Source organism: Streptomyces sp. NPDC046870 (assembly GCF_040704595.1).
Taxonomy (GTDB): Bacteria; Actinomycetota; Actinomycetes; order Streptomycetales; family Streptomycetaceae; genus Streptomyces; species Streptomyces argyrophylli.
Genome location: NZ_JBEYXM010000011.1, coordinates 209,857 through 236,457, shown reverse-complemented (window position 1 = coordinate 236,457; position 26,601 = coordinate 209,857). Strand labels below are relative to the sequence as shown.

The 26,601-nt window shown below is 73.0% G+C and carries 20 protein-coding genes; 7 read left to right on the top strand and 13 right to left on the bottom strand.

The genetic code is table 11. From position 1 onward, the window contains the following. Positions 1 to 34: 34 nt before the first annotated feature. From AB0946_RS24385 to AB0946_RS24375, 3 genes are all read right to left on the bottom strand, one after another. Complete coding sequence (locus AB0946_RS24385; protein WP_366762776.1) at positions 35 to 280, bottom strand: chaplin family protein; 246 nt, start codon at positions 278 to 280, stop codon at positions 35 to 37. A gap of 170 nt (positions 281 to 450) precedes the next feature. After that, a complete protein-coding gene (locus AB0946_RS24380; protein ID WP_366753768.1) occupies positions 451 to 1,092 on the bottom strand; it encodes a response regulator transcription factor in 642 nt (213 codons plus the stop codon). Then, entirely contained in the window at positions 1,085 to 2,230 is a 1,146-nt protein-coding gene (locus AB0946_RS24375; RefSeq protein WP_366762760.1) for a GAF domain-containing sensor histidine kinase, read from the bottom strand. The genes AB0946_RS24380 and AB0946_RS24375 overlap by 8 nt, the downstream gene beginning before the upstream one ends. Before the next feature lie 228 nt (positions 2,231 to 2,458). Here AB0946_RS24375 and AB0946_RS24370 point away from each other — a divergent pair, with 228 nt between their 5' ends. From AB0946_RS24370 to AB0946_RS24360, 3 genes are all read left to right on the top strand, one after another. Further along, positions 2,459 to 3,154: an SDR family oxidoreductase gene (locus AB0946_RS24370; protein ID WP_366762759.1), complete on the top strand. Its 696-nt coding sequence runs from the start codon at positions 2,459 to 2,461 to the stop codon at positions 3,152 to 3,154. Continuing rightward, positions 3,151 to 4,317, top strand: a complete 1,167-nt coding sequence (locus AB0946_RS24365; protein WP_366762758.1) for an S-adenosylmethionine:tRNA ribosyltransferase-isomerase — start codon at positions 3,151 to 3,153, stop codon at positions 4,315 to 4,317. The genes AB0946_RS24370 and AB0946_RS24365 overlap by 4 nt, the downstream gene beginning before the upstream one ends. 301 nt (positions 4,318 to 4,618) lie before the next feature. Further along, positions 4,619 to 5,371 carry a transglycosylase SLT domain-containing protein gene (locus tag AB0946_RS24360; RefSeq protein ID WP_366762757.1) on the top strand — a complete coding sequence of 251 codons (753 nt, stop codon included), beginning with the start codon at positions 4,619 to 4,621 and terminating at the stop codon, positions 5,369 to 5,371. Between the two features lie 105 nt (positions 5,372 to 5,476). Here AB0946_RS24360 and AB0946_RS24355 read toward each other — a convergent pair whose 3' ends face one another. Then, on the bottom strand, positions 5,477 to 8,035 hold the full coding sequence (locus tag AB0946_RS24355; protein WP_366762756.1) for an FHA domain-containing protein: 2,559 nt from the start codon (positions 8,033 to 8,035) through the stop codon (positions 5,477 to 5,479). Positions 8,036 to 8,670: 635 nt separating this feature from the next. Between AB0946_RS24355 and serB the strand changes: the two genes are divergently transcribed. Next, the gene (serB, locus tag AB0946_RS24350; RefSeq protein WP_132784132.1) at positions 8,671 to 9,897 is read left to right on the top strand and encodes a phosphoserine phosphatase SerB; all 1,227 of its coding nucleotides are present in this window, start codon (positions 8,671 to 8,673) and stop codon (positions 9,895 to 9,897) included. A gap of 141 nt (positions 9,898 to 10,038) precedes the next feature. Here the strand turns inward: serB and AB0946_RS24345 are convergent, their stop codons facing one another. From AB0946_RS24345 to AB0946_RS24330, 4 genes are all read right to left on the bottom strand, one after another. Then, complete coding sequence (locus AB0946_RS24345) at positions 10,039 to 10,557, bottom strand: histidine phosphatase family protein (RefSeq protein ID WP_366762755.1); 519 nt, start codon at positions 10,555 to 10,557, stop codon at positions 10,039 to 10,041. Positions 10,558 to 10,635: 78 nt separating this feature from the next. Continuing rightward, positions 10,636 to 10,842 carry a hypothetical protein gene (locus AB0946_RS24340; RefSeq protein WP_366762754.1) on the bottom strand — a complete coding sequence of 69 codons (207 nt, stop codon included), beginning with the start codon at positions 10,840 to 10,842 and terminating at the stop codon, positions 10,636 to 10,638. A 281-nt stretch (positions 10,843 to 11,123) separates the two neighbouring features. Beyond that, a complete protein-coding gene (locus AB0946_RS24335) occupies positions 11,124 to 11,243 on the bottom strand; it encodes an SGM_5486 family transporter-associated protein (protein ID WP_366762753.1) in 120 nt (39 codons plus the stop codon). Positions 11,244 to 11,299: 56 nt separating this feature from the next. Further along, complete coding sequence (locus AB0946_RS24330) at positions 11,300 to 12,619, bottom strand: MFS transporter (protein ID WP_366762752.1); 1,320 nt, start codon at positions 12,617 to 12,619, stop codon at positions 11,300 to 11,302. An 82-nt stretch (positions 12,620 to 12,701) separates the two neighbouring features. On the opposite strand from AB0946_RS24330, the gene AB0946_RS24325 reads away from it, so the two are divergent. Next, entirely contained in the window at positions 12,702 to 13,394 is a 693-nt protein-coding gene (locus tag AB0946_RS24325) for a FadR/GntR family transcriptional regulator (protein ID WP_366762751.1), read from the top strand. Here the strand turns inward: AB0946_RS24325 and AB0946_RS24320 are convergent. From AB0946_RS24320 to AB0946_RS24300, 5 genes are all read right to left on the bottom strand, one after another. After that, complete coding sequence (locus tag AB0946_RS24320) at positions 13,372 to 13,722, bottom strand: hypothetical protein (RefSeq protein ID WP_366762750.1); 351 nt, start codon at positions 13,720 to 13,722, stop codon at positions 13,372 to 13,374. The genes AB0946_RS24325 and AB0946_RS24320 overlap by 23 nt on opposite strands. A gap of 177 nt (positions 13,723 to 13,899) precedes the next feature. After that, positions 13,900 to 14,667, bottom strand: a complete 768-nt coding sequence (gene fabI / locus AB0946_RS24315; RefSeq protein WP_366762749.1) for an enoyl-ACP reductase FabI — start codon at positions 14,665 to 14,667, stop codon at positions 13,900 to 13,902. A 5-nt stretch (positions 14,668 to 14,672) separates the two neighbouring features. Continuing rightward, on the bottom strand, positions 14,673 to 15,392 hold the full coding sequence (gene fabG / locus AB0946_RS24310; protein ID WP_366762748.1) for a 3-oxoacyl-[acyl-carrier-protein] reductase: 720 nt from the start codon (positions 15,390 to 15,392) through the stop codon (positions 14,673 to 14,675). 182 nt (positions 15,393 to 15,574) lie between these two features. Further along, on the bottom strand, positions 15,575 to 17,068 hold the full coding sequence (locus tag AB0946_RS24305) for a hypothetical protein (protein ID WP_366762747.1): 1,494 nt from the start codon (positions 17,066 to 17,068) through the stop codon (positions 15,575 to 15,577). After that, complete coding sequence (locus tag AB0946_RS24300; protein WP_366762746.1) at positions 17,055 to 23,468, bottom strand: hypothetical protein; 6,414 nt, start codon at positions 23,466 to 23,468, stop codon at positions 17,055 to 17,057. The genes AB0946_RS24305 and AB0946_RS24300 overlap by 14 nt, the downstream gene beginning before the upstream one ends. A gap of 163 nt (positions 23,469 to 23,631) precedes the next feature. Here AB0946_RS24300 and AB0946_RS24295 point away from each other — a divergent pair, with 163 nt between their 5' ends. Together AB0946_RS24295 and AB0946_RS24290 are read left to right on the top strand one after the other, a co-directional pair. Further along, complete coding sequence (locus AB0946_RS24295) at positions 23,632 to 25,155, top strand: TldD/PmbA family protein (RefSeq protein ID WP_366762745.1); 1,524 nt, start codon at positions 23,632 to 23,634, stop codon at positions 25,153 to 25,155. Next, a complete protein-coding gene (locus AB0946_RS24290) occupies positions 25,152 to 26,546 on the top strand; it encodes a TldD/PmbA family protein (protein WP_366762744.1) in 1,395 nt (464 codons plus the stop codon). The genes AB0946_RS24295 and AB0946_RS24290 overlap by 4 nt, the downstream gene beginning before the upstream one ends. Positions 26,547 to 26,601 lie beyond the last annotated feature (55 nt).

Genomic DNA, 26,601 nt, shown 5'->3' with positions numbered 1-26,601 from the left:
GCCGGGGGGCCTGCGGTCGTCGTCGGCGGGGATCTCAGTGGTTGAGGCCGAGGTTGCCGAAGGCCGGGTTCAGCCCGCCGATGACGTTCACGCTGTTGCCGACGGCGTTCACCGGGACGTGCACCGGGACCTGGACGACGTTGCCCGAGCCGACGCCCGGGGAGCCGGCGGCCTCGCCGGCCGCGTGGGCGCCGCCGTGGGCCGAGGCCAGACCGGCGCCGGCCGCCACCAGTCCCCCGGCCACCATCGTCACGGCCGCCGCCTTCTTCAGGTTCTTCACTGTCTTCCCCTCCTGGTCGTTCACCGCGGCGATCTCCGCGGCACGCACGGGAGAACGGCGGAGATCACCGCGAGGGTGCGCCATCCGGGTGACATTCCCACGACGGTATGAATCTCGGTGGGGACCGTGACCTTCCGTGTTGCCGCGGGTCGGGCGTGGGTCAGGGCGTGTCAGCCGGTCACGCCGTGGCGTACGGCCCACAGGGCGGCCTGGGTGCGGTCGGCGAGGTCGAGTTTCATCAGGATGTTGGAGACGTGCGTCTTGACGGTCTTCTCGGACAGGACGAGCGCGCGGGCTATCTCGCGGTTGGAGCGGCCGTCCGCGATCAGGCCGAGCACCTCGCGCTCCCGCTCGGTGAGCGAACCTCCCCTGCCCTGTCCGGTGCCGGCCTCGTCCTGGGAGAGCAGGGCACCGGCGACCTCGGGCTGGAGCAGGATGTGCCCGGCGTGCACGGAGCGGATGGCCCCGGCGAGGGCGTCGGGGTCCACGTCCTTGTAGACGTACCCGGCGGCGCCCGCGCGCAGTGCCGGCACGACCGTGCGCTGCTCGGTGAAGCTGGTGACGATGAGCACGCGCGCGGGGTTGTCGAGTTCCCGCAGCCTGCGCAGGGCGTCGATGCCGTCGGTGCCCGGCATCTTGACGTCCATGAGGACGACGTCGGGCCGCAGCTCCTCGGCGCGGGCGACTCCCTCGGCGCCGTCGGCGGCCTCGCCGACGACCTCGATGTCGTCCTGTACCTCCAGGAAGGTGCGCAGGCCCCGGCGGACGACCTGGTGGTCGTCGACCAGCAGGACCTTGATCGGTTCACCCACCGGGGACCTCCATCTCGATCGTGGTGCCCTTGCCGGGCGCGGATTCCACGGTCAGCGTGCCGCCGACCCCGCTCGCCCGGTCCCGCATCGAGACCAGGCCGAGGTGGCGGCCGGCGCGGCGGACCGCCGAGGGGTCGAAGCCGCCGCCGTCGTCGGTGACGCGCAGGACGGCTCCGTTGCCGCGCCGGTCCACGGTCACCTCGACCCGGTCGGCGCCGGAGTGGCGCAGGGCGTTGTGCAGGGCCTCCTGGGCGACCCGGAGCAGGGCCTCCTCCTGGGCGGCGGGCAGGGCACGGAAGCCGTTGCTGGTGAAGGTCACGCGCGCGGTGTGGGCGCGGTCGAGGACCCGCGTCTGGGTGCGCAGGGTGGCGATCAGGCCGTCCTCGTCCAGCGCGGCGGGCCGCAGCTCCACCACGGCGGCACGCAGTTCGTCGGCGGCCTCGGCGGCGAGGGTGGCCACCTGGTGCAGTTCGCCCTTGGCGCGGGCGGGGTCGCGGTCGACGAGGGCGGCTGCCGCCTGGGCGGTCAGGCGCAGGGAGAACAGCTTCTGGCTGACCGCGTCGTGCAGTTCGTGGGCGAGGCGGGAGCGTTCCTCGGCGATCGTCAGTTCGCGGCTGCGCTCGTAGAGGCGGGCGTTGGTGAGGGCGATGGCGGCGTGCTGGGCGAGGAGGGAGAGCAGCTCCTCGTCCTCCTGGGTGAAGCCGCAACTCCCCTCGGGCTTGGGGCAGTTCTTGTTCGCGAGGAACAGGGCGCCGATGACCTCGTCGCCGTAGCGGATGGGCAGGCCCAGGAAGTCGGCGAGGTCGGGGTGGGCGGACGGCCAGCCCTCGAAGCGGGGGTCCTTGCGCACGTCGGCGAGGCGCTCGGCCTTCGCCTCGTGCAGCATCGCGGCGAGGATGCCGTGCTGGCGCGGGAGCGGGCCGATGGCGCGCCACTGCTCGTCGCTGACGCCGTCCACGACGAACTGGGCGAAGCCGCCGTGGTCGTCCGGGACGCCGAGTGCGGCGTACTGCGCGTCGAGCAGCTCGCGGGCGGAGGCGACGATCGTCTTGAGGACGTCGCGCATCTCCAGGTGCCTGCTCATGGCCAGCAGCGCGGAACTCACCGCGGCGAGGCCGGACCGGGGGCCTTGACTCATGTTCCTCACGGTACCGGCGGGGTCCGGCGGCGCGGATCCGCCCGGTGACGGCGGGCCCCGGTCCGCTGGGCCTAGGCCCGGTGGCGTAGGCCGCCGGTACGGGGGCGTCGGGCGTACGCCGAAGGGCCCCGGCGCTCTGCGACCCGCGTCCGAGGCGGTCGGGGGGTGCCGTTCCTAGGTTGGGGTCACCGCCCGAGGGTGGCGGTGAGCGACGAGGGGACGGTAGTCATGCCGGTAGCGATCATCACGGGGGCGTCGAAGGGCCTGGGGCGGGCGCTCGCCGAGGCGCTGGGCGCACGGGGGTGGGACCTGGTGCTCGACGCCCGGGGAGCCGACGCCCTAGAGGAGACCGCGGAGGCGGTCGCGGGGCACGGTTCGCGGGTGGTGGCACTGCCCGGGGACGTCACGGACGGCGGGCACCGGGCGGAGCTGGTGGCCGCCGCGTGGCGGCTGGGCGGGGTGGACCTGCTGGTGAGCAATGCGAGCGCGCTGGGCGCCGAGCCGCTGGTGCGGCTGGCGGAGCTGCCGCCGCAGGGGCTGCGGCGGGCGCTGGAGGTGAACGTGGTGGCGGCGCTCGGGCTGGTCCAGGAGGCGCTGCCGTTGCTGCAGGCGTCGCCGGCGGGCACGGTGATCGCGGTCTCCTCGGACGCGGCGGCGGAGGCGTACGGGACGTGGGGCGGCTACGGCGCCTCCAAGGCGGCCCTGGACCGGCTCGCCGCGGTGCTCGGGGTGGAGGAGCCGGGCCTGCGGGTGTGGGCGGTGGATCCCGGGGACATGGCGACGGACCTGTACGCGGCGGCCGTACCGGACGACGACGCGCCGCGTCCGGCGCCCGCCGACGTCGTACCGGCGTTCCTGCGGCTGCTGGACGAGCGGCCGGCGAGCGGGCGGTACGCGGCGCCGTCTCTGCTGGAGGCACGGTGACCGTGTCCACGGGGGTCTTCCCGCGCGGGCCCCGGAAGTGGGGGAAGGTCCCCGAGGAGCTGTCCGCGCGCGTGCCCGCCGAGCAGCGGGGGCCGGGGCTGGGGCGGGACGCCGTACGGCTGCTGGTGTCGCAGGGGACGGAGGTGGCGCACCACGCGTTCCGCGAGCTGCCGGGGCTGCTGCGGGCCGGGGACGTGCTGGTGGTGAACACCTCCCCGACGCTGGCCGCCGCGGTGGACGGGCGGATCGGCCACGCGCGCGTGGTGGTGCACTTCTCCACGCGCGGGGACGACGGGCGGTGGGCGGTCGAGCTGCGGGAACCGGACGGGCGCGGTACTACGCGCGCGCGTGCGGGCTCGCCCGCGGGGGAAGAGGTGGCGCTGCCGGGCGGGGGGCGGCTGCTGCTGGAGGAGCCGCTGAGCAGGCGGGGTGAGCGGCTGTGGTGGGCACGGGTCGCCGGGGCGGACGTGCGGGAGGTGCTCGGCGGGCACGGGCGGCCCATCCGCTATTCGTACACGGAGCGGGACCAGCCGCTGTCCGCCTACCAGACGGTGTTCGCGCTGCCCTCGCCGGACGGGTCGGGCAGTGCCGAGATGCCGAGTGCGGCGCGGCCCTTCACCGCGCGGCTGGTGGCCGAGCTGGTGAGCCGGGGGGTGTGGTTCGCGCCGGTGACGCTGCACACAGGGGTCTCGTCGGCACAGGCGCACGAGCCGCCGTATCCGGAGCGGTTCTCGGTGCCCGAGGCGTCGGCACGGCTGATCAACCAGGTCCGGGCGGGCCGGGAGCGGTTCGAAGCGCTTCCCCGGAAGGGCGCTGCCGGCTGGGCGGGCGGCCGGGTGATCGCGGTGGGGACGACGGCCGTGCGCGCCGTGGAGTCGGCCGTGGGGCCGGACGGCGTGGTGCGGGCGACCGAGGGGTGGACGGATCTGGTCGTGACGCCCGAGCGCGGAATACGAGCGGTGGAGGGGTTGCTGACCGGGTTGCACGAGCCGGAGGCCTCCCATCTGCTGATGCTGGAGGCCGTCGCCGGGCGGGCCGCGGTGGAGCGGGCCTACGAGGAGGCGCTGCGCGCGCTCTACCTGTGGCACGAGTTCGGCGATGTCCACCTCCTCCTACCGGAGGAGAGCCCTCACCGAGAGCATTGCGAGGGCAACAAGCCGTGAGATGGCATGGCGCTCGATGTGAGCCCGAGCATAGGGCCCACATCACGTACGAACGGGCATAGGAGATAAAACCCCCCACATGAACGGGACAGACGGTCCGGTCTGTCCTGTTTTGCCCTTCCCTGATCCACTATCGGGCATCGTACGTCACACCTTTGCCTGGGCATTTTGCGCCCGCTAAGAATTGCTTCCGTCGCTCAGCGCCGCGGGCTTTCCGGCCCCGCGGCGTTCGTGCGGGAGGAGCCGATTCCCCCGGCGGACGCAGGAGCGACCTCCGCGCTATCGAAGAGGTCCATCACGCATGCCCAAGAACATCCTCAACCGTGCTTACAGTCGTCAGCTGACCAAGCACCACAAGATCGCCGTCGCCGGTGTCGCCGCACTCGGCACCGCCGCCCTCGCCCTCTCTGCCGCTCCCGGCAACGCCGCCGGCACCGTCACCACCGGCGCCCCCGCCGCGACCGCGCAGGTCGCCGCCACCGGCACCGTGCTGCAGAACGTCAAGGGCACGGTCACGGACCAGCTCGCCGCCAAGAACATCAAGCTCGACACCCTCGCGGCGCAGAAGAAGGCCGCCGACGCCGCCACCGCAAAGCAGGCCGCCGAAGCCGCCGCGAAAAAGGCCGCCGTCGCCGCCGCCGTCACGAAGGCCGCGCAGCAGCACGTCGTCACGGCCGCCGCCGGCCGCTCCACCCAGCGCCTGCAGATGGAGCCGGTCGCCGCGAAGACGTACACCAACAACCTGGACGGCTGGATCCGCAAGTCCCTGGACATCATGAAGGCCAAGCGCATCCCGGGCAGCTACAACGGCCTGCACCGCAACATCATGCGGGAGTCCTCCGGCAACCCCTACGCCATCAACAACTGGGACATCAACGCCGTCAACGGCATCCCGTCCAAGGGTCTGCTCCAGGTGATCCCGCCCACCTTCCAGGCGTACCACGTCCCCGGCACCTCCTGGAACATCTACGACCCGGTCGCCAACATCACCGCCGCCGCCAACTACGCGGCCCACCGGTACGGCTCGATCGACAACGTCAACAGCGCGTACTGAGGCCCTGGCGCGGGACCTCGACGACGTACGGCCGAAGGGCGGCACCCCCAGCACGGGGATGCCGCCCTTCGGCGTCGCAGCAGCGGGTGCCGCACAGGCGAGCGGCTACTTGCGCATGACCTCCGGCTCGTGGCGGCGCAGGAAGCGGGCCACGAAGAAGCCGCAGAGCGCGCCGAGCGCGATCAGCGCGATCATGTCCATGCTCCACGCACCGACCGTGTGGTTCCACAGCGGGTCGTTGTCGCCGGCGGTCTCCGGCGGGCTGATCCGGTTGAAGTCCAGCGTGGCGCCGGCCGCGGCGACCGCCCAGCGGGACGGCATCAGGTACGAGAACTCGTTCACACCGACCGTGCCGTGCAGGGCGAACAGGCAGCCGGTGAAGACGACCTGGATGATCGCGAACATGACGAGCAGCGGCATGGTCTTCTCGGCCGTCTTCACCAGCGAGGAGATGATCAGGCCGAACATCATCGCGGCGAAGCCGAGCCCCATGATCGGCAGGGACAGCTCCAGCAGCGTGGCGTGCCCGAGGACGAGGCCCCGGTCCGGGACCTCGCGCCTGCCGAAGCCGATGACACCGACCAGCAGCCCCTGGACCCCGGTGATCACGCCGAGCACGAACACCTTCGACATCAGGTACGCCGACCGGGACAGGCCGGTGGCGCGCTCCCGCTCGTAGATCACTCGTTCCTTGATCAGCTCGCGGACGGAGTTGGCGGCTCCGGCGAAGCAGGCACCCACGGCCAGGATCAGCAGCACGGTGGTGGCGGTGCCGTTGGGTGCGATCTGGCCGGTCTGCGGGTGGGGGTTGTTGGGCAGCAGACCGTGGTCCGGGTGGATCAGCAGGCTGACCGAGCCGATGACGGCCGGCAGGAGCACCATCAGGGCCAGGAAGCCGCGGTCGGAGGCGATCACCGACACGTAGCGCCGCACCAGGGTGACGAACTGGGACAGCCAGCTCTGCGGCTTGGGCGGCCTGATCGCCTGCATCGGCGGCATCTGGACCGCCTGCGGGGCGACCGAGTCGACGTCCGCCGCGTACATCTGGTAGTGCTGCGAGCCCTTCCAGCGGCCCGCCCAGTCGTAGTCGCGGTAGTTCTCGAAGGCGGAGAAGACGTCGGCCCAGCTGTCGTAGCCGAAGAAGTTCAGCGCCTCCCCCGGAGGGCCGAAGTAGGCGACCGCGCCGCCCGGCGCCATCACCAGCAGTTTGTCGCACAGCGCCAGCTCGGCCACCGAGTGGGTGACGACGAGCACGGTACGGCCGTCGTCGGCGAGGCCGCGCAGCAGCTGCATGACGTCACGGTCCATGCCCGGGTCGAGGCCGGACGTCGGCTCGTCCAGGAAGATCAGCGACGGCTTGGTCAGCAGCTCGAGGGCCACCGACACGCGCTTGCGCTGGCCGCCGGAGAGCGAGGTGACCTTCTTGTCCTTGTGGATGTCGAGCTTCAGCTCGCGCAGCACCTCGTCGATGCGCGCGTCGCGCTCCTGCGCCGTGGTGTCGGCGGGGAAGCGCAGCTTGGCCGCGTACTTCAGGGCCTTCTTGACGGTCAGCTCCTTGTGCAGGATGTCGTCCTGCGGGACCAGACCGATGCGCTGGCGCAGCTCGGCGAACTGCTTGTACAGGTTCCGGTTGTCGTACAGCACTTCGCCCTGGTTGGCCGGCCGGTAGCCGGTGAGCGCCTTGAGCAGGGTCGACTTGCCGGAACCGGAGGGGCCGATCACCGCGATCAGCGACTTCTCGGGGACGCCGAACGAGACGTCCTTGAGGATCTGCTTCCCGCCGTCGACCGTGACGGTCAGGTGACGGGCCGAGAAGGAGACCTCACCGGTGTCGACGAACTCCTCGAGCCGGTCGCCGACGATCCGGAAGGTGGAGTGGCCGACGCCGACGATGTCGGTCGGGCCGAGCAGCGCCGAGCCGCCCTTGGCGATCGGCTGGCCGTTGACGTACGTGCCGTTGTGCGAGCCGAGGTCGCGGATCTCGAAGCGGCCGTCGGGCGTGGCGTGGAACTCGGCGTGGTTGCGGGAGACCTGGAGGTCGGAGACGACCAGGTCGTTCTCCAGGGCACGGCCGATGCGCATCACGCGGTCGAGTGCGAACTGGTGGAACGTGGTCGGGCTGCGGTCGCCGTAGACCGGCGGCGCCCCCGCGGCACCACCGGTCGTCTTCTGTGCGTACTGCTCGGCGGGGCCGGCCTGCTGCTGCGGGAACGCGGGCGGCTGCTGCCAGCCGGCCTGGGGGGCCGGGTGCTGCTCCGGCCCTTGGTGCGCGGGTGCCTGGTGGGGTACGGCCTGCTGCGGAACGGGCTGCTGGTGCGCGGGCGCCTGCTGCCAGCCGGGTGCGCCGGCGCCCTGCGGCGCGTACGGGGCCGCTGCCTGCGGCTGCTGGGCCGGGCCGCCGACCGGTGCCGTGGTCGCCGACAGGTTCAGCCGCGGTCCGTCGGTCGCGTTGCCGAGGTGCAGCGACGAGCCGGGGCCGATCTCCATGTGCTGGATCCGGCGGCCCTGCGCGTACGTGCCGTTGGTGCTGCCGTGGTCCTCGATGACCCAGCCGCGGCCGTCGAAGCTGACCGTGGCGTGCCGCCAGGAGACCCTGGCGTCGTCGAAGACGATGTCCCCCTGCGGATCACGTCCGAGGATGTATGCCCTGGATGGATCGAGCATCCAGGTCTGTCCATTTGTTTCGAGTACGAGTTCCGGCACTCCATGCCCCACTGAGTTGTCCCCCGAGTTACCCCCGTCGCAGGGAGTCTAGGGATGTCGAACATCGTGGGGAACTATTCCAGGCTCGGCCCCTTGACCGAAACCCGGGCCTTGGCAAGGGGTCCGGCGGCGCCCCGACTCGCGAGCTCTTTCTCCCTGCGCGCCTTCGGCTGCCCGGAGTTGGGACGGCGCCGGCCCAACTCCTCGCGGATACGGGCGTGGTGGCCCGGGGCGGCCCTGAGCTTCGCGCCCCCTCGGAGACGTGGCCGGCCTGGGCGAAGGGCCGGCCGGCCGGTGTCGGACAGGACGGGTGCGGCAGCCGATGATCACCGCACCCGCCGGCCGGACACGCCCCCGGCGATCAGCGCACGGCGGCCGGACGCCACCCGGGTGGCCGCGGCGGCCGTCGTCTCCGTCTGCCGTCCGGCCCTCGTCGTGGGACCCTCGTGGTGGGGCCGGGCGGTACCGCTCGCGCGGCAGCGGCGCCGTTTCCCGGTGGCAAGATCCTCGACACCGGGTCGACACCCATTGTTCCGTGTCCGTCAGGCGGACCTCGACGGCGGGAGGCACTCGGTGCCGGATACGGTGGTGACACCATGAGCGCTTCGCAGACCTCCGCTTCGCAGACCCCCGAGGTCCCCACCCTCCTCGTCAAGATCTTCGGCAAGGACCGGCCGGGCATCACGGCCGGCCTCTTCGACACCCTCGGCGCCTACCTCGTCGACGTGGTCGACATCGAGCAGGTCGTCACCCGGGGCCGCCTGGTGCTGTGCGTGCTGGTGACCCAGCCGCCGGCCGGCCTGGAGGGCGACCTGCGGGCCACCGTGCACAGCTGGGCCGAGTCGATGAAGATGCAGGCGGAGATCATCTCGGGGCACGGTGACAACCGTCCCCGTGGCCTCGGGCGCTCCCTGGTGACCGTCCTCGGCCACCCGCTCACCGCCGAGTCGACCGCCGCGATCGCCGCCCGGATCGCGAAGGCAGGCGGCAACATCGACCGTATCTTCCGGCTCGCCAAGTACCCGGTCACGGCCGTCGAGTTCGCGGTGTCCGGTGTGGAGACCGAACCGCTGCGCACGGCCCTGGCCTCCGACGCGGCGGCACTGGGTGTCGACATCGCGGTGGTCTCGGCGGGTCTGCACCGGCGCGCCCAGCGGCTGGTGGTCATGGACGTGGACTCGACCCTGATCCAGGACGAGGTCATCGAGCTGTTCGCGGCGCACGCCGGCTGTGAGGACCAGGTCGCCGAGGTGACGGCGGCGGCGATGCGCGGGGAACTGGACTTCGAGCAGTCGCTGCACGCGCGCGTGGCGCTGCTCAAGGGTCTGGACGCCTCAGTGGTGGAGAAGGTCCGCGAGGAGGTCCGGCTGACGCCGGGCGCGCGCACGCTGATCCGCACCCTGAAGCGGCTCGGCTACCAGGTGGGGGTCGTCTCCGGCGGCTTCACCCAGGTGACCGATGACCTGAAGGAGCGGCTGGGGCTGGACTTCGCCCAGGCCAACACGCTGGAGATCGTCGACGGGAAGCTGACCGGCCGGGTCACCGGTGAGATCGTGGACCGGGCGGGCAAGGCGCGGCTGCTGCGCCGCTTCGCGGCGGAGGCCGGGGTGCCGCTGTCACAGACGGTGGCGATCGGTGACGGCGCGAACGACCTGGACATGCTGAACGCGGCGGGCTTGGGCGTCGCCTTCAACGCCAAGCCGGTGGTCCGGGAGGCGGCGCACACGGCGGTGAACTTCCCCTTCCTCGACACGGTCCTCTACCTCCTCGGCATCACCCGGGAAGAGGTCGAGGCCGCCGACATGCACGACGACGAGGGCTGAGCGAGGCCCCGCACCGATTCGCGAGCGGCCGCACCGGCATCGACGCGCCGTGGACCGGGCCGGCGTCCGGCAGCGGCCGGGGCCCGGCACCCTGTGGGGTGCCGGGCCCTTCGCCGTCCGGTGCGCCGCGCGGGCGCCGGGTCACTCGGAGGGCGCCCAGTAGTCCACGAGTGTGGCGACGCCGGGTTCGACGCCCTTCCAGGGGCCTTCGAAGGACAGCAGGGCGAAGGCGGCGGCGGGGAAGCCCCGCCGGTCCATCCGCGCACGGGCGTCGTCGCCGGCGGTGCCGGCCAGGATGTCGGCCAGACCGTGCACGCCGGGGTTGTGGCCGATCAGGATCACGTTGCGCACCTCGTCCGGGACCTCGTTGAGCACGGCGATCAGCTCGCCGGGCGAGGCTTCGTAGACCCGCTCCTCGTAGACGGTCTTCGGCCGGTGCGACAGCTCGTGCACGGCGAGCTTCCAGGTCTCGCGGGTGCGGGTCGCCGTGGAGCACAGGGCCAGGTCGAAGGTGATGCCGGTGTCGGCCAGCTTGCGTCCGGCGACGGCGGCGTCCGTGCGGCCGCGCTCGGCGAGCGGGCGCTCGTGGTCGGGGACCTGGGGCCAGTCGGCCTTCGCGTGCCGGAAGAGGACGATCCTGCGGGGTTCTGCGACGCTCATGGGTCCCAGCTTCGCATGAAACAGGGCACCCGGCTCAGGGAGTTGACATGCGGATTCACCGCGCGAGGGAGCTTGCCGTCAGCGCGCGAGGAGCTGCTGGGCGTGCTCCAGGAGCCGCGTGATCGCCGGGTCGCCGGCCGCCGCCTGGGCGTCCGACGGGTTCAGTATCAGCGCGAGCAGTACGAGGAACGCCAGGGCGGGCAGGGCGAGCGCCCACCAGGGCAGCCTGATGTCGACGCCGCCCGTGGTCGCCGGGTGGGGCCGGGTGTGGGTGCGGGCCGCCATGGTCGCCTCCGTGAGTCCTCGAGCTGGTCCGTGACCGCCGCGTGCGGCCACTCCTCGAAGGTACGGAAGCGGGGGCGGCCAACCCATCCGGAGTTCCACCCAGTTGACCCTGACCCTTGCCCCCTAGGGGATGGGGGGGCCAGCCCCACCATCCGCGCGGCGGCCCTGGAGCACCGCGAGGGCCCCGAAAACAGGGAAGACCGGGCGTATCGGGCCGGTCGGGCGGACCGGTGGGGCAGGCCGCGGCTCGGACGAAGCCGGCAGTCCCTCAGGCACCGCCGTCACGGGGACGCGAGCGTCGCCACGATGGCGATGATCACGAAGATGGCGAAGAACGAGCCGAAGACGAGCAGCATCTTCTTCTGGCCGTTCTTCGGGTTCGGGTCGAGCACAGGCTGCATGCGCCCAGTCTCGCACCTCGCCCGCCGCGGCACGGCGCCGGGGGCACCCGGCCGGGTCAGCGCGCCGTCTCGTCCTCCACCGTCCGGTCGCGGCCCGCCAGGAAGCCCACCACCATCTGCGGCACCATGAGGGCCGCCATGAGGGCGAGCGGCAGTCCCCAGCCGCCGCTGTGCTGGTAGAGCACGCCGACCAGCAGGGGGCCGGGGATGGAGATCAGGTAGCCGGTGCTCTGGGCGAACGCGGACAGCTGGGCCACGCCCGGACCGCTGTGGGCCCGCATGCCGACCATGGTCAGCGCGAGCGGGAAGGCGCAGTTGGAGACGCCGAGCAGCAGCGCCCAGGCCCAGGCGCCGGCGGCCGGGGCGAGGTACAGCCCGGCGTATCCGGCGAGGCCGCAGGCGCCCAGGACCAGCACGATCGGGCCCTGGTGGGGCAGCCGGGTGGCGACCCTCGGAATGACGAAGGCCAGCGGTACGCCCATCACCATGGTGACGGCGAGCAGCACCCCCGCGGTGCCCGCGGGCACCCCGGCGTCCCGGAAGATCTGCGGCATCCAGCCCATGGTGATGTAGGCGGCGGTGGCCTGGAGGCCGAAGAAGACGGCGAGCGCCCAGGCGGTGCGGCTGCGGGTGATACGCAGGGGAGCGTGCTGCCGGTCCGCCCCGCGCGGGGACTCCTGCCGGGCTGCGGCGGTGCCCCGGTCGCGGACGAGCGGCAGCCAGGGCAGGACGGCGGCGGCGGCGAGGGCCGCCCAGACGGCGAGGCCGGACCGCCAGCCGCCGCCGAGGGCGTCGGTCAGCGGGACGGTCACCGCGGCGGCGGCGGAGGTGCCGAGCGCGAGGGCCATCGAGTACAGGCCGGTCATGGAACCGACCCGGTCGGGGAACCAGCGCTTGACGATGACCGGCATCAGGACGTTGCTGACGGCGATGCCCATGAGGGCGAGCGCGCTTGCGGCCAGGAATCCCGCGGTGCCGCCCACGTACGGCCGTATGAGCAGGCCGGCGGTGATGGCGGCCATGCCGGCGCACACCACGGCGGCCGGTCCGAAGCGGCGGGCCAGGCGGGGCGCGGCGACACCGAACACGGCGAAGCACAGCGGGGGCACGGAGGTGAGCAGTCCGGCCACGCCGCCGCTCATGCCGAGCCCGTCGCGGACCTCCTCCAGGAGGGCGCCGAGGCTGGTGATGGCCGGACGGAGGTTCAGCGCGGAGAGCACGATCCCGAGGACGACGAGCCGGACCGCCCACGCGCGCGTGCCGCCCGCGCCGGGCGTCGTCTCCTGGATGCGCGTCGCGGCCGTACCGCGTTCGGTCGATGACATCGCCGTACGGGTCTCCGCTGTCCGGGTTTCCTCACTCACCATGAGGCTCATCATAGAATCATGGGATGATTGGTTGTCCAACCCCGCGGTACCCGTGGCCCGTGCGCCCCGGCCCGTCGTGCGAAGGTGTGCCATGCCTTTGAGCCACCCGCGCCGTTCGGCGCTGTCCGAACAGGTGATCGCCGAACTGCGCAACCAGATCACGTCCGGTGAGTGGCCGGTCGGGTCGCGCATCCCGACGGAGCCGGAACTGGTCGAGCAGCTCGGTGTCGCCCGCAACACGGTCCGCGAGGCCGTCCGCGCGCTCGCCCACAACGGCCTGCTGGACATCCGCCAGGGCTCGGGCACGTACGTCGTGGCCACGAGCGAGCTGGCCGGGGTGATGCACCGCCGTTTCGCCGGCGCCGACCCGCGGCACATCGCCGAGCTGCGGTCCACGCTGGAGTCGGCGGCGGCGAGACTGGCCGCCGAGCGGCGCACCGAGAAGGACCTCCGGCAGCTGGAGACGCTGCTGGCCCGGCGCGAGGAGGTCTGGGAGGGCGGCGACACGGAGGCCTTCGTGACCGCCGACGCCACCTTCCACCTGGCCGTGGTGGCCGCGTCCCACAACGACGTGATGACCGCGATGTACGCCGACCTGGGCGAGGTGCTGCGGGACTGGCTGCGCGCGGACGTCGGGGCGGGACTGACACCGGAGACGTACATGGACCACACGCGCCTGGTGGACGCGATCCGCGCCGGGGACACGGAGGCCGCGGCGAAGGAGGCCGCGAGCTACCCGTTCCTGTGCAACCCGGGGCGGTTCACCGCACCTTCTGGTGACTGATCCACACCGAGCGCACCTCCTTCCAGCACCGGCCGGACAGCCGTACGGTCATCGCCGGCCCCGCGTCCACCGGGGCGCTGTCGGTGTCGATGTCCCACCAGCGGTCGCACTCGATGTGCAGCCGCACACGATCGGTGTCGACATAGGGGTTGTGGCAGTACGTCACCACGTGGGAGCCCCGCACCGCCGTGCGGCACGAGGCGCCGAACCGGCTCGGCGCGGGCGGCTTGCCGTCGCTCACGCGCGCGTGCGGCAGCGCGTCGTACGGCAGGGACAGGACGAGGGCGAGGGCCACGGTCACCGGGGCCAGGCTGCGGGACAGGCGCACAAGGGGACCTCCTCGGCCGGGCGGCGCGGGGGCGAGCGAGGGAAGGCGTAATCCAGGGTGCGCCGTCCGCGCGGCGGCGGCCCGGCCGGAGAGCCGAACGGGTGACGGCCCCGAACGGGCGACGCCCCGTTCCCCGCCGGCGGCGGGGAACGGGGCGTCGGTGCGGCCTCGCGGCGGTCAGGCGCCGATGGCGTGCAGACCGCCGTCGACGTGGATGATCTCGCCGGTGGTCTTCGGGAACCAGTCGCTCAGCAGGGCGACGACGCCGCGGCCGGCCGGCTCCGGGTCCTTCAGGTCCCACTCCAGCGGGGAGCGGCTGTCCCACACGGAGGCCAGCTCGCCGAAGCCCGGGATGGACTTGGCGGCCATGGAGCCGAGCGGGCCCGCCGAGATGAGGTTGCAGCGGATGTTCTGCTTGCCCAGGTCGCGGGCGATGTAGCGGCTGGTCGCCTCCAGGGCGGCCTTGGCCGGGCCCATCCAGTCGTACTGCGGCCAGGCGAACTGCGCGTCGAAGGTCAGGCCGACGACCGAGCCGCCGTTCTGCATCAGCGGCAGGCAGGCCATGGTGAGCGCCTTCAGGGAGTACGCCGAGACGTGCATGGCGGTGGCGACCGACTCGAACGGCGTGTTCAGGAAGTTGCCGCCGAGCGCGTCCTGCGGGGCGAAACCGATGGAGTGGACGACGCCGTCGAGGCCGCCCAACTCCTCGCCGACCACGTCGGCCAGGCGGGCGAGGTGCTCGTCGTTGGTGACGTCCAGCTCGATGACCTTGGTGGGCTTCGGCAGCTTCTTGGCGATGCGCTCGGTCAGGGTGGGCCGCGGGAACGCGGTCAGGATGATCTCGGCGCCCTGCTCCTGGGCCAGCTTGGCAGCGTGGAAGGCGATGGAGGCCTCCGTCAGCACACCCGTGATCAGGATGCGCTTGCCTTCGAGGATTCCGCTCATGGTGATCAGTGACCCATTCCCAGTCCGCCGTCAACCGGGATGACGGCTCCAGTGATGTACGAGGCGTCGTCCGAGGCGAGGAACCGCACGGCCGCGGCGATCTCCTCGGGCTGCGCGTAACGGCCGAGCGGCACCTGCGAGACGATGCTCTGGCGCTGCTCGTCGGTGAGCACCTTGGTCATGTCGGTGTCGACGAAGCCGGGCGCGACGACGTTGAAGGTGATGTTGCGCGAGCCCAGCTCCCGGGCGAGGGAACGCGCGAAGCCGACCAGGGCCGCCTTGGACGCGGCGTAGTTCGACTGGCCCGCGGAGCCGAGCAGACCGACCACGGACGAGATCAGGACGACGCGGCCCTTCTTGGCGCGCAGCATGGCGCGGTTGGCGCGCTTCACGACACGGAAGGTGCCGGTGAGGTTGGTGTCGATGACCGAGACGAAGTCCTCCTCGGACATGCGCATCAGGAGCTGGTCCTTGGTGATGCCGGCGTTGGCGATCAGGACCTCGACCGGACCGTGCTGGTCCTCGATCTCCTTGTAGGCCTGCTCCACCTGCTCGGGGTCGGTGATGTCGCACTTGACGGCCAGGCAGCCCAGTTCCGTCAGGGCGGCCGGCGGCTCACCCGAGCGGTACGTGATCGCGACCTTGTCGCCGGCGTCGGCGAACGCGCGGGCGATGGCGAGGCCGATGCCCCGGTTGCCTCCGGTGACGAGAACCGAGCGGCTCAACGGATCACCCTTTCGATAGCGGTTGCACACATCCGCCCGAACACCTGGATGACAGGCGGCTTCATCGAAAACCTATCGGTACCGGAACGCGCACGGGCAAGCGGGCACCGACAGTGGCTCGGGGGAGACCCTGTGGGGTTCCTACAGTCCGCCGCCCCGACGGTGCCTTACCGGCCCGCGGATCAGGTGTCGCGTCCCCAGCGCAGATCGGCGGTGGTCAGCTTCTCACAGAGGTCGTCGAGACGGTCGTCCGGCAGCACCTTGCGGTGGGCCAGCGTGTTGCGTGCCCTGACCACAGTCGCCAACAGGAGCCGCTCGTCCGCCGGGAGCGAGACGTGGCCCCTGAGACAGGCCCGTTCCAGTTCGGACGCCTCCGCGCACAGGAAGGTCCGCTCCGGGCGGGTGGCGTGGTCCTTGAGGCGGTTGCGCACGTGGAGTTCCACCAGTTCCCGGACCGGCCGGTTCGCGTACGACAGCGCCAGCTCCGCGAGCCGTCGGCGCGCGTCCTCGATCCAGGGCATGAGGACACGGGCCTGTGCCTGGCTGACCAGGACACTGAGCTGGTCCGGGCGTCCCTCCCCGCCGTCGGCGTGCCACAGGGCGGGGTGCAGCCTGGGTCTGCCCTCCCAGGCCTGCACGACGCCTCGCGCCCATGCCTCCCGGAGTGCCGACGGCGGCTTGTGGAGCAGGGCCGACCCGCCGCTCACCGGCGGGCAGCCGATGCCCTGGCCGGTGGTCCGGGCCGCCAGGCACACGCGCAGGCACTCGTCGAGGGACCGGTCGCTGCCGTCCCAGCGGTCGAACAGGTCCACCGCGAGGGCGAGGTCCGCGCCGCACAGCTCACCAACCACCTCGCTCCGCAACGCCCGCAGGACTCGGGTCCGCAGGAGCGTGCCGCCCATGGCCGCCCGGTGGCGGTCGGCGCCCCGGAGCCCGTCGAGGAGCGTCGCGCTGTCCAGCCGGCCCACGGTGCCCCACCACCAGTGGACCGAGGTCGTGGCCAGTTCCAGCTCCAGCTCGTCGGGGAGCTGCGGGGGCAGGTCCCGCAGCCGGCCGGTGACCAGCACCCGGGGCCGCTGTTCCGGGAGCAGACCGGCATCCTTGACGGCGGCGTCCAGGGCGCGCACCAGGCGGGCCACGTCGTGCCCGCGCTCACCCGCGGTTCCGTGCCGGGTGTCCGGCTCCAGCCACGCCCGTATGCCGATGACGGGCCGCCAGTGGGCGCCCGGGGCGGTCAGCTCGTCGACGGCGCGGCCGGGGTCGACGGAGAGCTCCTTGGCCAGCCGGGTCATCAGCTCCGACGGTCCGCCGGCGTGGGGCGCTGGCGGCGATTCCCGGCGGGGCCCGGGCAGGTCCCAGCCGATGTCGAAGCCGTCGTCGAACCCGTCGAGCAGCGGGACGTCCGCCGTGAGGTGGGCGTAAGGCACGGGCTCCACGGGCACCGGCTCGGCCCGCACGGCACCGGGCTCGGCCACCTGGAGGTGCTCCGGTGAGCCGGCCAGCACCGTGCGGTGCAGTTCCTCGGCGTACCCCGCCACGACCATGTCGTCCGGCAACAGCCACAGGCAGTTGCGGCCGGCGGCCAGATCGGCGGTGACGCGGTCGAGCTGGCCGCGTACGCCGGGGAGCGCGGCCAGCTCCTCGCCCGTGAGACCACGGACCTCACTCCCCCGCACGCGCCCGTACCGCCCGGAACGTCACGGGGTCGACCGTGATGCCGTCGGGTACGGCGTCGATGAGGCCGAGCCGGTCCAGCCGGGCGAGCCAGGTCTCGGTCTCCGGCTCGGACAGTTCCACGGCCTCGGCGACCTGGTCGACGGGAACGCCCTGGCCCTCGCTGACGTAGCCGTTCCACAGGGCGAGCAGATCGAGGTCGCGGTTCTCCAGGCCGGCGGCTTCGCAGTGCCGGTCGAGGTTGTCCGGCCGGCGGATGGCCCGCCCGATCTTGTCCAGGGCGCTGTCGAGCGTCGCGCCGTTGACGGTGACCTCGGCGATGGCGGGCTCCACCCAGGTGGCCCAGCCGCCGGTGGTCTGGATCAGCCGGGTGCGGTCGGCCTTGGACACGAAGGGGCATTCGGGCCAGGCCCGCAGGCTCTCCACGGACCAGCGTTCCGGCCGCAGGAAACGGACGGGCAGCGGCTCCGCCCCGCGCGCTTCCCGCAGCGCGCCGACGGTCAGCGCGTCGGCCACGACGAACACCGAGCGGTGGTTGGCGCGCTTGCGTCCCTCGGCCTGGTGCACGAGGGCGTCCGCGGCCGGTCCCGCGTGGTCCACGCACAGGCGGACGGCGGAAAGCAGCGCGTCGGCGTCGATGCCGCGCAGGTCGAGTGCGAGGACGTAGTTCCTGCGCAGCCGCGAGGCGTCGGTGAGGGCGGCGCGCAGGTCGTCCTGGGCGCCCGCCCCGCGCACCTCCACACCCCGCGCCTCGGCGAAGCGCTCGGTGGCCGTGATCATCAGCTCGGGGCGGTGCAGCCTGGTCGTGCCGATCACCGTGACGCCCGGCTGCGCCGCCTCGTGCAGCTGGCCCTCGGTGAGGGGGCTGTACCGGGTCACGTAGCGGTGCGGGTCGCTGCCCATGTAGCGGCCGAGGAGGCGGCGCGCCGCGCGAGGGTCGTACTCGTAGGGCTGGCTGAACTCGGTTTCCCGCAGCTCCAGGAGGAGGTCGTCGCGCGTGCCCAGCATGTTCACGACGTTGGGGCTGCGGACGGCGAACCGGGACCGGTCGCCGAGCTGCACCAGCAGGCCGAGGCCGACCATCTCCCTGAGGTAGATCTGCACTTGTTTGACGCCGAGCTCCTGGAAGCCCTCCTCCCACGCCTCCCGCGCCCACTGCAGCAGGTCCTCGGCGGAGTAGTCGCCGCGGTAGCCGTCCTGGAGGCTGCGCAGGGCGATGACGAGCGTCAGGACGCGGTAGCGGTCCTCCAGGTTGATGGTGAAGCGCAGCCGTTCGGCCAGCCTCGTCCGTACGGTCTCCGAGGCCGCGACCTCCTGGACGTCCGCCTCGGTGATCGGCGTCGGCCGGGCGTGGCCCCGCGGGGAGCGGCCCTGGAGGGTGCGCACGAGTTCGCTGCAGAAGATCTGCACCAGGTTGGCCTGGTAGTTGGTGATGGCGAGGATCCGCCAGACGAGTTCCGGCCGCTCGAAGACGAAGCCCAGGGCCGCCATGGGCTCGGTGACCAGCCGAACGGCGGCGGTCGGGTTCAGCGGGCCCACCAGGACGTCGGGGCCGCCGTGCGCGGTCGAGACGTTGGACAGCTCACCGAAGCGCTGCACCTGGTGCAGGCCGGCGAAAACCACCTTCAGTCGCCGGTCCGTCTGCTCCATCAGCTGCTGGAACCGCTTGACGTTCTGGAACGTCGACTCCCCTCCGGAACGGAACACCCGGCGGGAGTCGGCGGTGAGGAACGCGTCCGCCTCGTCGGCGAGGATCAGCATCCGGCGGGAGTCGTCGGCGTCCAGCCAGCCGCGGATGGCGTTGGCGACGTGCTCGGGCTGTGCCTGGTCGGACACCTTCTTCGGGTCGATGACCCGCTGCCGTTTCAGGTCGTCGGCGAGCAGTTTCCAGATGCGCTCGGGTGACTCCGCCTGCCCGATCTCGGCCTTGACCAGGTCCAGGTAGACGGCGACGTTGGCCTCGGAGCGGCGCGGGAACAGTTCCGCGACCCTGCGCAGCAGCGCGGACTTGCCGAGCTGCCGCCCGCCGTAGAGGAAGAGACCGCCGTCGGGGTTCATCACCTCCCGGAGCTCCTGGTCGCGGCCGTAGAAGACCTCCGGCGGCACGGCTCCGGCGACGAACGGCGTGTAGGGGTCGTACGACGTCCAGGGCAGCGTCACCCGCTGCAGCGCGCGGAACGCGCCGGGCGCCCGGGCGGCCATCCAGCCGGCGACGGCCGGGTCGACGACGAGCGCCTGCTGGGCCTTGCGGCGCGAGGCCTCGGCGAGGGCCCGCCGTCCCTCCAGGCCCAGCGGGTGCAGGTAGAGGACGATGTTGGCGTCGACGTCGGAGTCCTCGAGGTGCGCGAGGGGGCCGTCGGCGCGCTGTTCCTCCCAGATGAGCAGAACGGTGTACGAGGTGGCGCGCGATCCCAGTGCGGCCACGTACCCGGGCGCCTCGATGACGCTCGCGCGGCCCTTGAACCGGCGCACGCCCTGTCCCATGGGCTCGGCCTGGAAGTGCCCCAGCGGCTTCAGGCCGAGCAGCCGCAGCACGCGCGGCACATGCTGGCTCCAATCGCTGTTGCGGCCCCTCTTGGTGCACAGCGCCTTCCACGAGGCGACGCCCTGCTCCGCGTTGGCGGTGATCTTCGTGTCCGAGCCGTAGTGGTCGACCCACCACCCGGCCGAGACGCCGTCCCCGCCGGGCGAGGGGACCCCGGGGCCGGTCAGCCCGGCCAGGAACCCGCGGAGTTCGGCGCCCTCGTCGTCAGGGCGGTCCGGCAGGCGCGCGCCGCTCTCCACGAGCGCCAGGAACTCCTGCGCGGTGACCGTGTCGCCCTCGTCGATCAGCCGCAGGATGCGGTCGTGGTCGGGTTCGGCGAGCGGGCGCTCCGGGTCGAGCCTGAGGGAGTCGAGCCGCTGCCGCAGCCGCTCGGTGGACTCCGCGACCTTGTCCGTCAGCTCGGCGACCAGGTCCCGCAGCGCCTGAAGCGCGTACCGGTAACGGCCGGCCTCGTCACCGTCCGCGAACTCCTGCAGGCGGCCGGTGAACTCCCGTTCCATGTCGGAGGGCATCAGGTTGAGCGTCCTGATCTGGGCCAGGTGGGAGGCGGCCAGGTCGTGGTGTTCGACGATCCTGCGACGCCAGTCCTTCTCCGCCTCCCGGCAACGCCGTACCGCGTCCTCCAGCCAGTCGGCCTGCGCCGCCGGGTCCGCGGCGGGGCCGTCACCGACCACGCGCACCAGGGCACGGGCCAGGTGGAGGTCACCGCGGGCCACGTACCGCTCCAGCACGGACTCGGCGGACGCCGGGGACAGCAGACCGGCCAGGGCGGGAGCCGCGCGGGGGTCGTCGAAGTCGGGACGGCCGTCGGCGTTCCGGGGCAGGTCCGGCAGGAACAGCAGGCAGTCGTCCGAGGGGACGAGCTTGTCGTCCGCGTCGACCATCGTCGCCGAGTGGCCGACGGGCTCGGCGGACAGCCATCGGCGCAGCAGACCGAGCGCGGCGCCGCCGACGCCCGGCGGCTCCTCGCCGGGCGCGAGTTCCGCGAGCGCGGTCTCCCACTGGGGCGTCTTCGAGCCGGAGACGGCGTCCCTCGCCTGCGCGGCGGCGGCCACCGCGGCGGCCTTCGCCACCAGCTCCCCCACCGACCGGATCGTCGCGTGCAGCTGGCGCAGCGCGCCCGAGTGGATCGGTTCCCGCGCCTGTTTGGGGGTGCGGAAGCTGCTGTCGGCCTCCTCGATGAGCCGGTCGACGTACTCACCGCGCCCGAGGTTCTCGCTGAAGGTCCTGAGGGCGGAGGCGTCGCCGGTGCCGGAGGCCCAGTCGAGCACCGCGCGCAGTGCCTGGTGCAGTTGCCCGGAGGGGCCGGTCAGATACCGCAGGACACGGGACGCGCGCTGGTACTTGATCTTCCGGCGGGGGAGGTCCTCCAGCAGGACGCGGGCGGACCGCTCGAGGTCGCCGACCGTGAGGCGGTGTTCCTGCTCGGTGGAGTCCTCGACCGCGCCCGGCACGAAGACGTGGCACTCCCGTACCGCCTCCTTCAGCGCCATCAGCAGGTGCTGCCACGGCTGGGAAAGACCCGAGGGCATGGTGAAGTCGCTCAGGACGGCGTGCGGCCAGCCGGCCGTGAGGCCGGAGCGCATCGCGGCGGCCAGCGCCACGAGGTGGGCGTCCCGGTCCTCGACGAGGTCCAGGGAGGTGATGTCGTGCGCCATCTGCACCTGGGTGGCCCCGTCCGCGTCGGCGCAGGCGAAGGCGGTCGCGAGGAAGGAAAGGGCCTTGGCGCGGTGCGGGTGGTCGTCCGACACCGCGGACATCCAGTAGGCCTGCGGGAGGTCTCCCCGGGTGACCAGCCGTGCCACGGGGGACGGGCCGTCCGGGGCCGTCCAGGCGGAGGGGGTGGCGGCCGGGCTCGGGGGCGGGCCGGCGTGAGTGGCGGAGGAGGGGGCCGTGCCGGCCGGTGCGCTGTGCCGCTGGGGCGGCAGTACGGGGCTGTCTGCGGGGGATGCGGTGGACGCCCCGGCGGCCGGCTCCGGGTCGGGCACCGGGTCCGCCGGCGGTACGGGCTCCGGTTCGGGACCCGGTCGCGCCGGCGCCGCGGACTCCCCGACCGGCCGGGACACCGGTACGGCCTGCGGTATCGGCTCCCGCTGCGGGCCGGGCACCGGATCCGCCGGCGGTACGGGCTCCGGTTCGGGGCCCGATCGCGCCGGCGCCGCGGACTCCCCGACCGGCCGGGACACCGGTACGGCCTGCACCACCGGCTCCCGCTGCGGGCCGGGCACCGGGTCCGCCGCCTGCGGTACGGGGCCCGGTCGCGCCGGCGCCGCGGACTCCCGGACCGGCCGGGGCACCGGTACGGCCTGCGGTATCGGCTCCCGCTCCGACCGAGGCACTGGATCCGGTCGCGGCACGGGCTCCCGCTCCGGCTGAGGCACCCGTTCCGTCTGCGCCACCGGCGCCCGCTCCGGCTGAGGCACCGCCGGCGCGTGCGCCGCTCCAGGCGCCGGTGCCTGCCGGGCCACCGGGGTCCGGTCCCCCTCCCGCGGAGCCATGGCCGTCGGCTCGTGTTCTTCCTGGGGGTCGCGTGGGACGTCCTCGGGCCGTGAGGGGGGTTCCGCCGCCTGCCGCGGGGCCGGCGGCACGGCCGGTTTCACCGCCCGGCCGGTGGTCTCCCGTTCCGCCGCGGCGGCGCCGGTGCTGCCGGCCGCCGACGTCCTCACGCCGGACTCGCCGGGGCCGTCGGCATCCCCGCGCGCGCCCTCCCCCGGGTCCGTGTCCGTCGGCCCCGCGTCCTCCGCCGCGCCGGCCTGACCGACCAGGGCCGCCTGGTCACCGCCCAGCACGGACGCCAGCGCCGTCATCCGGTCACGGATGCCGTCCAGGGCCATCCGCAGACCTTCCGCCTCCGCATCCGCCTCCGCGTCCGCGATCAGCTGCTCGTACTGGGCGGCGCGGTGGCGCAGTTTCCGCAACTGCGCCCGGACCTCCCCGAGCCGGTCGAGCCGGTCGAGCTCCGCTTCGAGTCCGGCGTACCCGGTGTCGGGGGGCCACTCCCCCTCCCGCGCGGACAGCGTCCCCGCCAGCCGCGCGCGCTGGTGGATCCACGCGGTGAGGAGGACCTCGATCTGCTCGCGGGCCGCGGGCACCCTGCCGTCCCGCACCACGGCGGCGGCCTCGTCGAGGACGCCGGCCACTTCCGCGCCGGCCGCGCGCAGGTCCTCCACGGCCCGGCGGACGGCGTCGGCCCCCTGCTCCGGGCAGGAGCCTTCCGTACGCGCTGCGGCCCGTGCCCCCGCAGGGTCCTCGCCGCTCCGGCCACCGCTCACGTCCGCCCCCTCGCCACCGTCGTACCGCACCTGTGTCTCCCGCCCCTCCGCGGACTCCCGCCACTGCTCCGTCGTCCCTGGCGCGCGCGCCGGCGCCGGTCCTGTCCGCCGGGCGTCCGGCGGTGGTTCGCGATCGGCCGCGGCCAGGCAGCGTTCCAGGTGCGCCGCGGCCACCTCCGCCGCGGCCAGGCGCCCTCGTGCCTCCGGGGCCAGCAGCCCGTACAGCGCGCAGCGGGCCAGCGCCGGGTCCAGGACCTCCAGCATGGTGAGCAGGTCCGGTGCGGAGGGTCGCGCCACCACGTCCCGACGGAAGCCGTGGGTGCCGACGAGCGCGTGGCAGGCCCAGGCGACACCGCACGCGGCGACCGAGTGCAGCGTCGGTTCGGTCGCCGTGGTCAGCCAGACGCGGACGGACTGGGCCTCGCGGCGAGAGGCCGCCGGCGCGTCCCTCCCGACCTCCCTGGCGCGCCGATGGTGTCCGCACTGTCTACGGCGCAGGCACTGATGCTGTGTCAACAACCCCCGCATGCCGCGCTCGTCGAGCGACAGCAGCCATGCACGGAAGTCCCGCCCCCAACCTTGCATGGGGAGATACTGGCACCGCCGCCGACAGCCACACCGCGATACCGGGAAACTCCGCGGACGACGATCGGACCGTGCGGTGTTCGCCCCCGGTCCACCGCGGCGGGGGCATGATTCACTGCCTGGAAAGGTCTTCACAGGCGACAGCCCGAAGGGATGCCCACCCGTGCCCCATGACATCGATCAGTCGTTCCTGGCGCTGCCCCTGAGGGCCCTCGCCGACGCCGCGCTCGCGCGCGCGCGTGCGCTGGGGGCCGAGCACGCGGACTTCCGGTTCGAGCGGGTGCGCAGCGCGTCCTGGCGGCTGCGGGACGCCAAGCCCGCCGGGTCGTCGGACACCACCGACCTCGGGTACGCGGTCCGGGTGGTGCACGGCGGCACGTGGGGCTTCGCCTCCGGGGTGGACATGACCATGGACGCCGCCGCCCGGATCGCCTCGCAGGCGGTGGCCATGGCCAAGCTGTCCGCGCAGGTGATCAGGGCCGCCGGTTCCGACGAGAGGGTGGAGCTGGCCGACGAACCGGTGCACGCCGACAAGACGTGGGTCTCGGCGTACGAGATCGACCCCTTCTCGGTGCCGGACGAGGAGAAGTCGGCGCTGCTCGCGGAGTGGAGCAACCGGCTGCTGGCCGCGCCGGGCGTCGACCACGTGGACGCCTCGCTGCTCACCGTGCACGAGAACAAGTTCTACGCCGACACCGCGGGCACCGTGACCACCCAGCAGCGGGTGCGGCTGAACCCGCAGCTGACGGCCGTGTCGGTGGACGAGTCGAGCGGGGAGTTCGACTCCATGCGCACCATCGCGCCGCCGGTGGGTCGCGGCTGGGAGTACCTGACCGGCACCGGCTGGGACTGGGACGGCGAGCTGGAGCGGATCCCGGAGCTGCTCGCCGAGAAGATGCGGGCACCGAGCGTGGAGCCGGGCCCGTACGACCTGGTGGTCGACCCGTCCAACCTCTGGCTGACCATCCACGAGTCCATCGGCCACGCCACGGAGCTGGACCGCGCCCTCGGCTACGAGGCCGCCTACGCCGGCACCTCCTTCGCCACCTTCGACCAGCTGGGCAAGCTGAAGTACGGCTCCGAGCTGATGAACGTCACCGGCGACCGCACCGCCGAGCACGGCCTGGCGACCGTCGGCTACGACGACGAGGGCGTGGCGGCGCAGTCCTGGGACCTGGTGAAGGACGGCACGCTGGTCGGCTACCAGCTGGACCGGCGGATCGCGCGGCTGACCGGGTTCGAGCGGTCCAACGGGTGCGCGTTCGCCGACTCGCCGGCGCACGTGCCGGTGCAGCGCATGGCCAACGTGTCCCTGCGGCCGGACCCGGCCGGACTGTCCACCGAGGACCTGATCGGCGGTGTCGACCGGGGCATCTACGTCGTCGGCGACCGGTCCTGGTCGATCGACATGCAGCGCTACAACTTCCAGTTCACCGGCCAGCGCTTCTTCAAGATCGAGAACGGGCGGATCACGGGGCAGCTGAAGGACGTCGCCTACCAGGCCACGACCACGGAGTTCTGGGGCTCGATGGCCGCCGTGGGCGGGCCGCAGACGTACGTCCTCGGTGGTGCCTTCAACTGCGGCAAGGCCCAGCCGGGCCAGGTGGCGGCCGTGTCCCACGGGTGCCCGTCCGCCCTCTTCAAGGGCGTCAACATTCTGAACACCACGCAGGAGGCCGGTCGATGAGCGCCCCTACCCACAAGCCGCACGAGGTCGTCGAGCAGGCGCTGGCACTGTCCCGGGCCGACGGCTGTGTCGTCATCGCCGACGAGCACTCCACCGCCAACCTGCGCTGGGCGGGCAACGCGCTCACCACCAACGGCGTGACCCGGGGCCGTACGCTCACCGTGATCGCGACCGTGGACGGCGCGCAGGGCACCGCCTCCGGTGTGGTGTCCCGGTCCGCGGTCACCGCCGAGGAGCTGGAGCCGCTGGTGCGGGCCGCGGAGGCCGCCGCGCGCGGCGCCGGGCCCGCCGAGGACGCGCAGCCGCTGGTCGGCGGGGTGCCGCAGTCCCCGGACTTCACGGACGCGCCCGCCGAGACCTCCTCCGCCGTGTTCGCCGACTTCGCCCCGGCGCTCGGCGAGGCCTTCGCACGCGCGCGTGCCGGCGGCCGGGAGCTGTACGGCTTCGCCAACCACGAGCTGGTCTCGACGTACCTGGGGACGTCCACCGGGCTGCGCCTCAGGCACGACCAGCCCACCGGCACGCTGGAGCTGAACGCCAAGTCCCCGGACCGTGCGCGCTCGGCGTGGGCCGGCCAGTCCACGCGGGACTTCAAGGACGTCGACCCGGGGGCCATGGACGCCGAGCTGGCCGTACGGCTCGGCTGGGCGGAGCGGCGGGTGGAGCTGCCCGCCGGCCGCTACGAGACGCTGCTGCCGCCGACCGCCGTGGCGGACCTGCTGATCTACCAGCTGTGGTCGGCGTCGGGCCGGGACGCGGCCGAGGGCCGGACGGTGTTCTCCAAGCCCGGTGGGGGCACGCGGGTCGGTGAGAAGCTGAGCGGGCTGCCGCTGACCCTGCGCAGCGACCCGGACGAGCCGGGCCTTCAGTGCCCGCCCTTCGTGATCGCGCACTCCTCCGGCGGCGACCAGTCGGTGTTCGACAACGGGCTGCCCGCCCGTGCCACCGACTGGATCTCCGGGGGCGTGCTGAAGCACCTGACCACCACCCGGCACAGCGCGGGCCTGACCGGCCTGCCGGTCGCCCCGGTGCTCGGCAACCTGATCCTGGACGGCGGTGAGGACCGTTCCCTGGCGGAGATGGTCGCGGACACCGAGCGCGGGCTGCTGCTGACCTGCCTGTGGTACATCCGCGAGGTCGACCCGGCCACGCTGCTGCTGACGGGCCTGACCCGGGACGGGGTGTACCTCGTGGAGAACGGCGAGGTGACCGGGCAGGTGAACAATTTCCGGTTCAACGAGTCCCCGGTGAGCCTGCTGGGCCGGGCCACGGAGGCGGGGCGGACGGAGAAGACGCTGCCGCGCGAGTGGAGCGACTGGTTCACCCGGGCCGCGATGCCCGCGCTGCGCATCCCCGATTTCAACATGAGCTCTGTCAGTCAGGGCGTATAACCTCGTAGGCGTTCGTGGTCGGGTCCGCACCCGGCCGCCAGAAGATCATCAAGGA

Bases quoted from the DNA above. Each gene is read 5' to 3' on its own strand.
- AB0946_RS24375 (WP_366762760.1), bottom strand. From the start codon at position 2,230: ATGAGTCAAGGCCCCCGGTCCGGCCTCGCCGCGGTGAGTTCCGCGCTG.
- AB0946_RS24370 (WP_366762759.1), top strand. From the start codon at position 2,459: ATGCCGGTAGCGATCATCACGGGGGCGTCGAAGGGCCTGGGGCGGGCG.
- AB0946_RS24360 (WP_366762757.1), top strand. From the start codon at position 4,619: ATGCCCAAGAACATCCTCAACCGTGCTTACAGTCGTCAGCTGACCAAG.
- AB0946_RS24355 (WP_366762756.1), bottom strand. From the start codon at position 8,035: ATGCTCGATCCATCCAGGGCATACATCCTCGGACGTGATCCGCAGGGG.
- serB (WP_132784132.1), top strand. From the start codon at position 8,671: ATGAGCGCTTCGCAGACCTCCGCTTCGCAGACCCCCGAGGTCCCCACC.
- AB0946_RS24345 (WP_366762755.1), bottom strand. From the start codon at position 10,557: ATGAGCGTCGCAGAACCCCGCAGGATCGTCCTCTTCCGGCACGCGAAG.
- AB0946_RS24340 (WP_366762754.1), bottom strand. From the start codon at position 10,842: ATGGCGGCCCGCACCCACACCCGGCCCCACCCGGCGACCACGGGCGGC.
- AB0946_RS24335 (WP_366762753.1), bottom strand. From the start codon at position 11,243: ATGCAGCCTGTGCTCGACCCGAACCCGAAGAACGGCCAGAAGAAGATG.
- AB0946_RS24330 (WP_366762752.1), bottom strand. From the start codon at position 12,619: ATGAGCCTCATGGTGAGTGAGGAAACCCGGACAGCGGAGACCCGTACG.
- AB0946_RS24325 (WP_366762751.1), top strand. From the start codon at position 12,702: ATGCCTTTGAGCCACCCGCGCCGTTCGGCGCTGTCCGAACAGGTGATC.
- fabI (WP_366762749.1), bottom strand. From the start codon at position 14,667: ATGAGCGGAATCCTCGAAGGCAAGCGCATCCTGATCACGGGTGTGCTG.
- AB0946_RS24300 (WP_366762746.1), bottom strand. From the start codon at position 23,468: ATGCAAGGTTGGGGGCGGGACTTCCGTGCATGGCTGCTGTCGCTCGAC.
- AB0946_RS24290 (WP_366762744.1), top strand. From the start codon at position 25,152: ATGAGCGCCCCTACCCACAAGCCGCACGAGGTCGTCGAGCAGGCGCTG.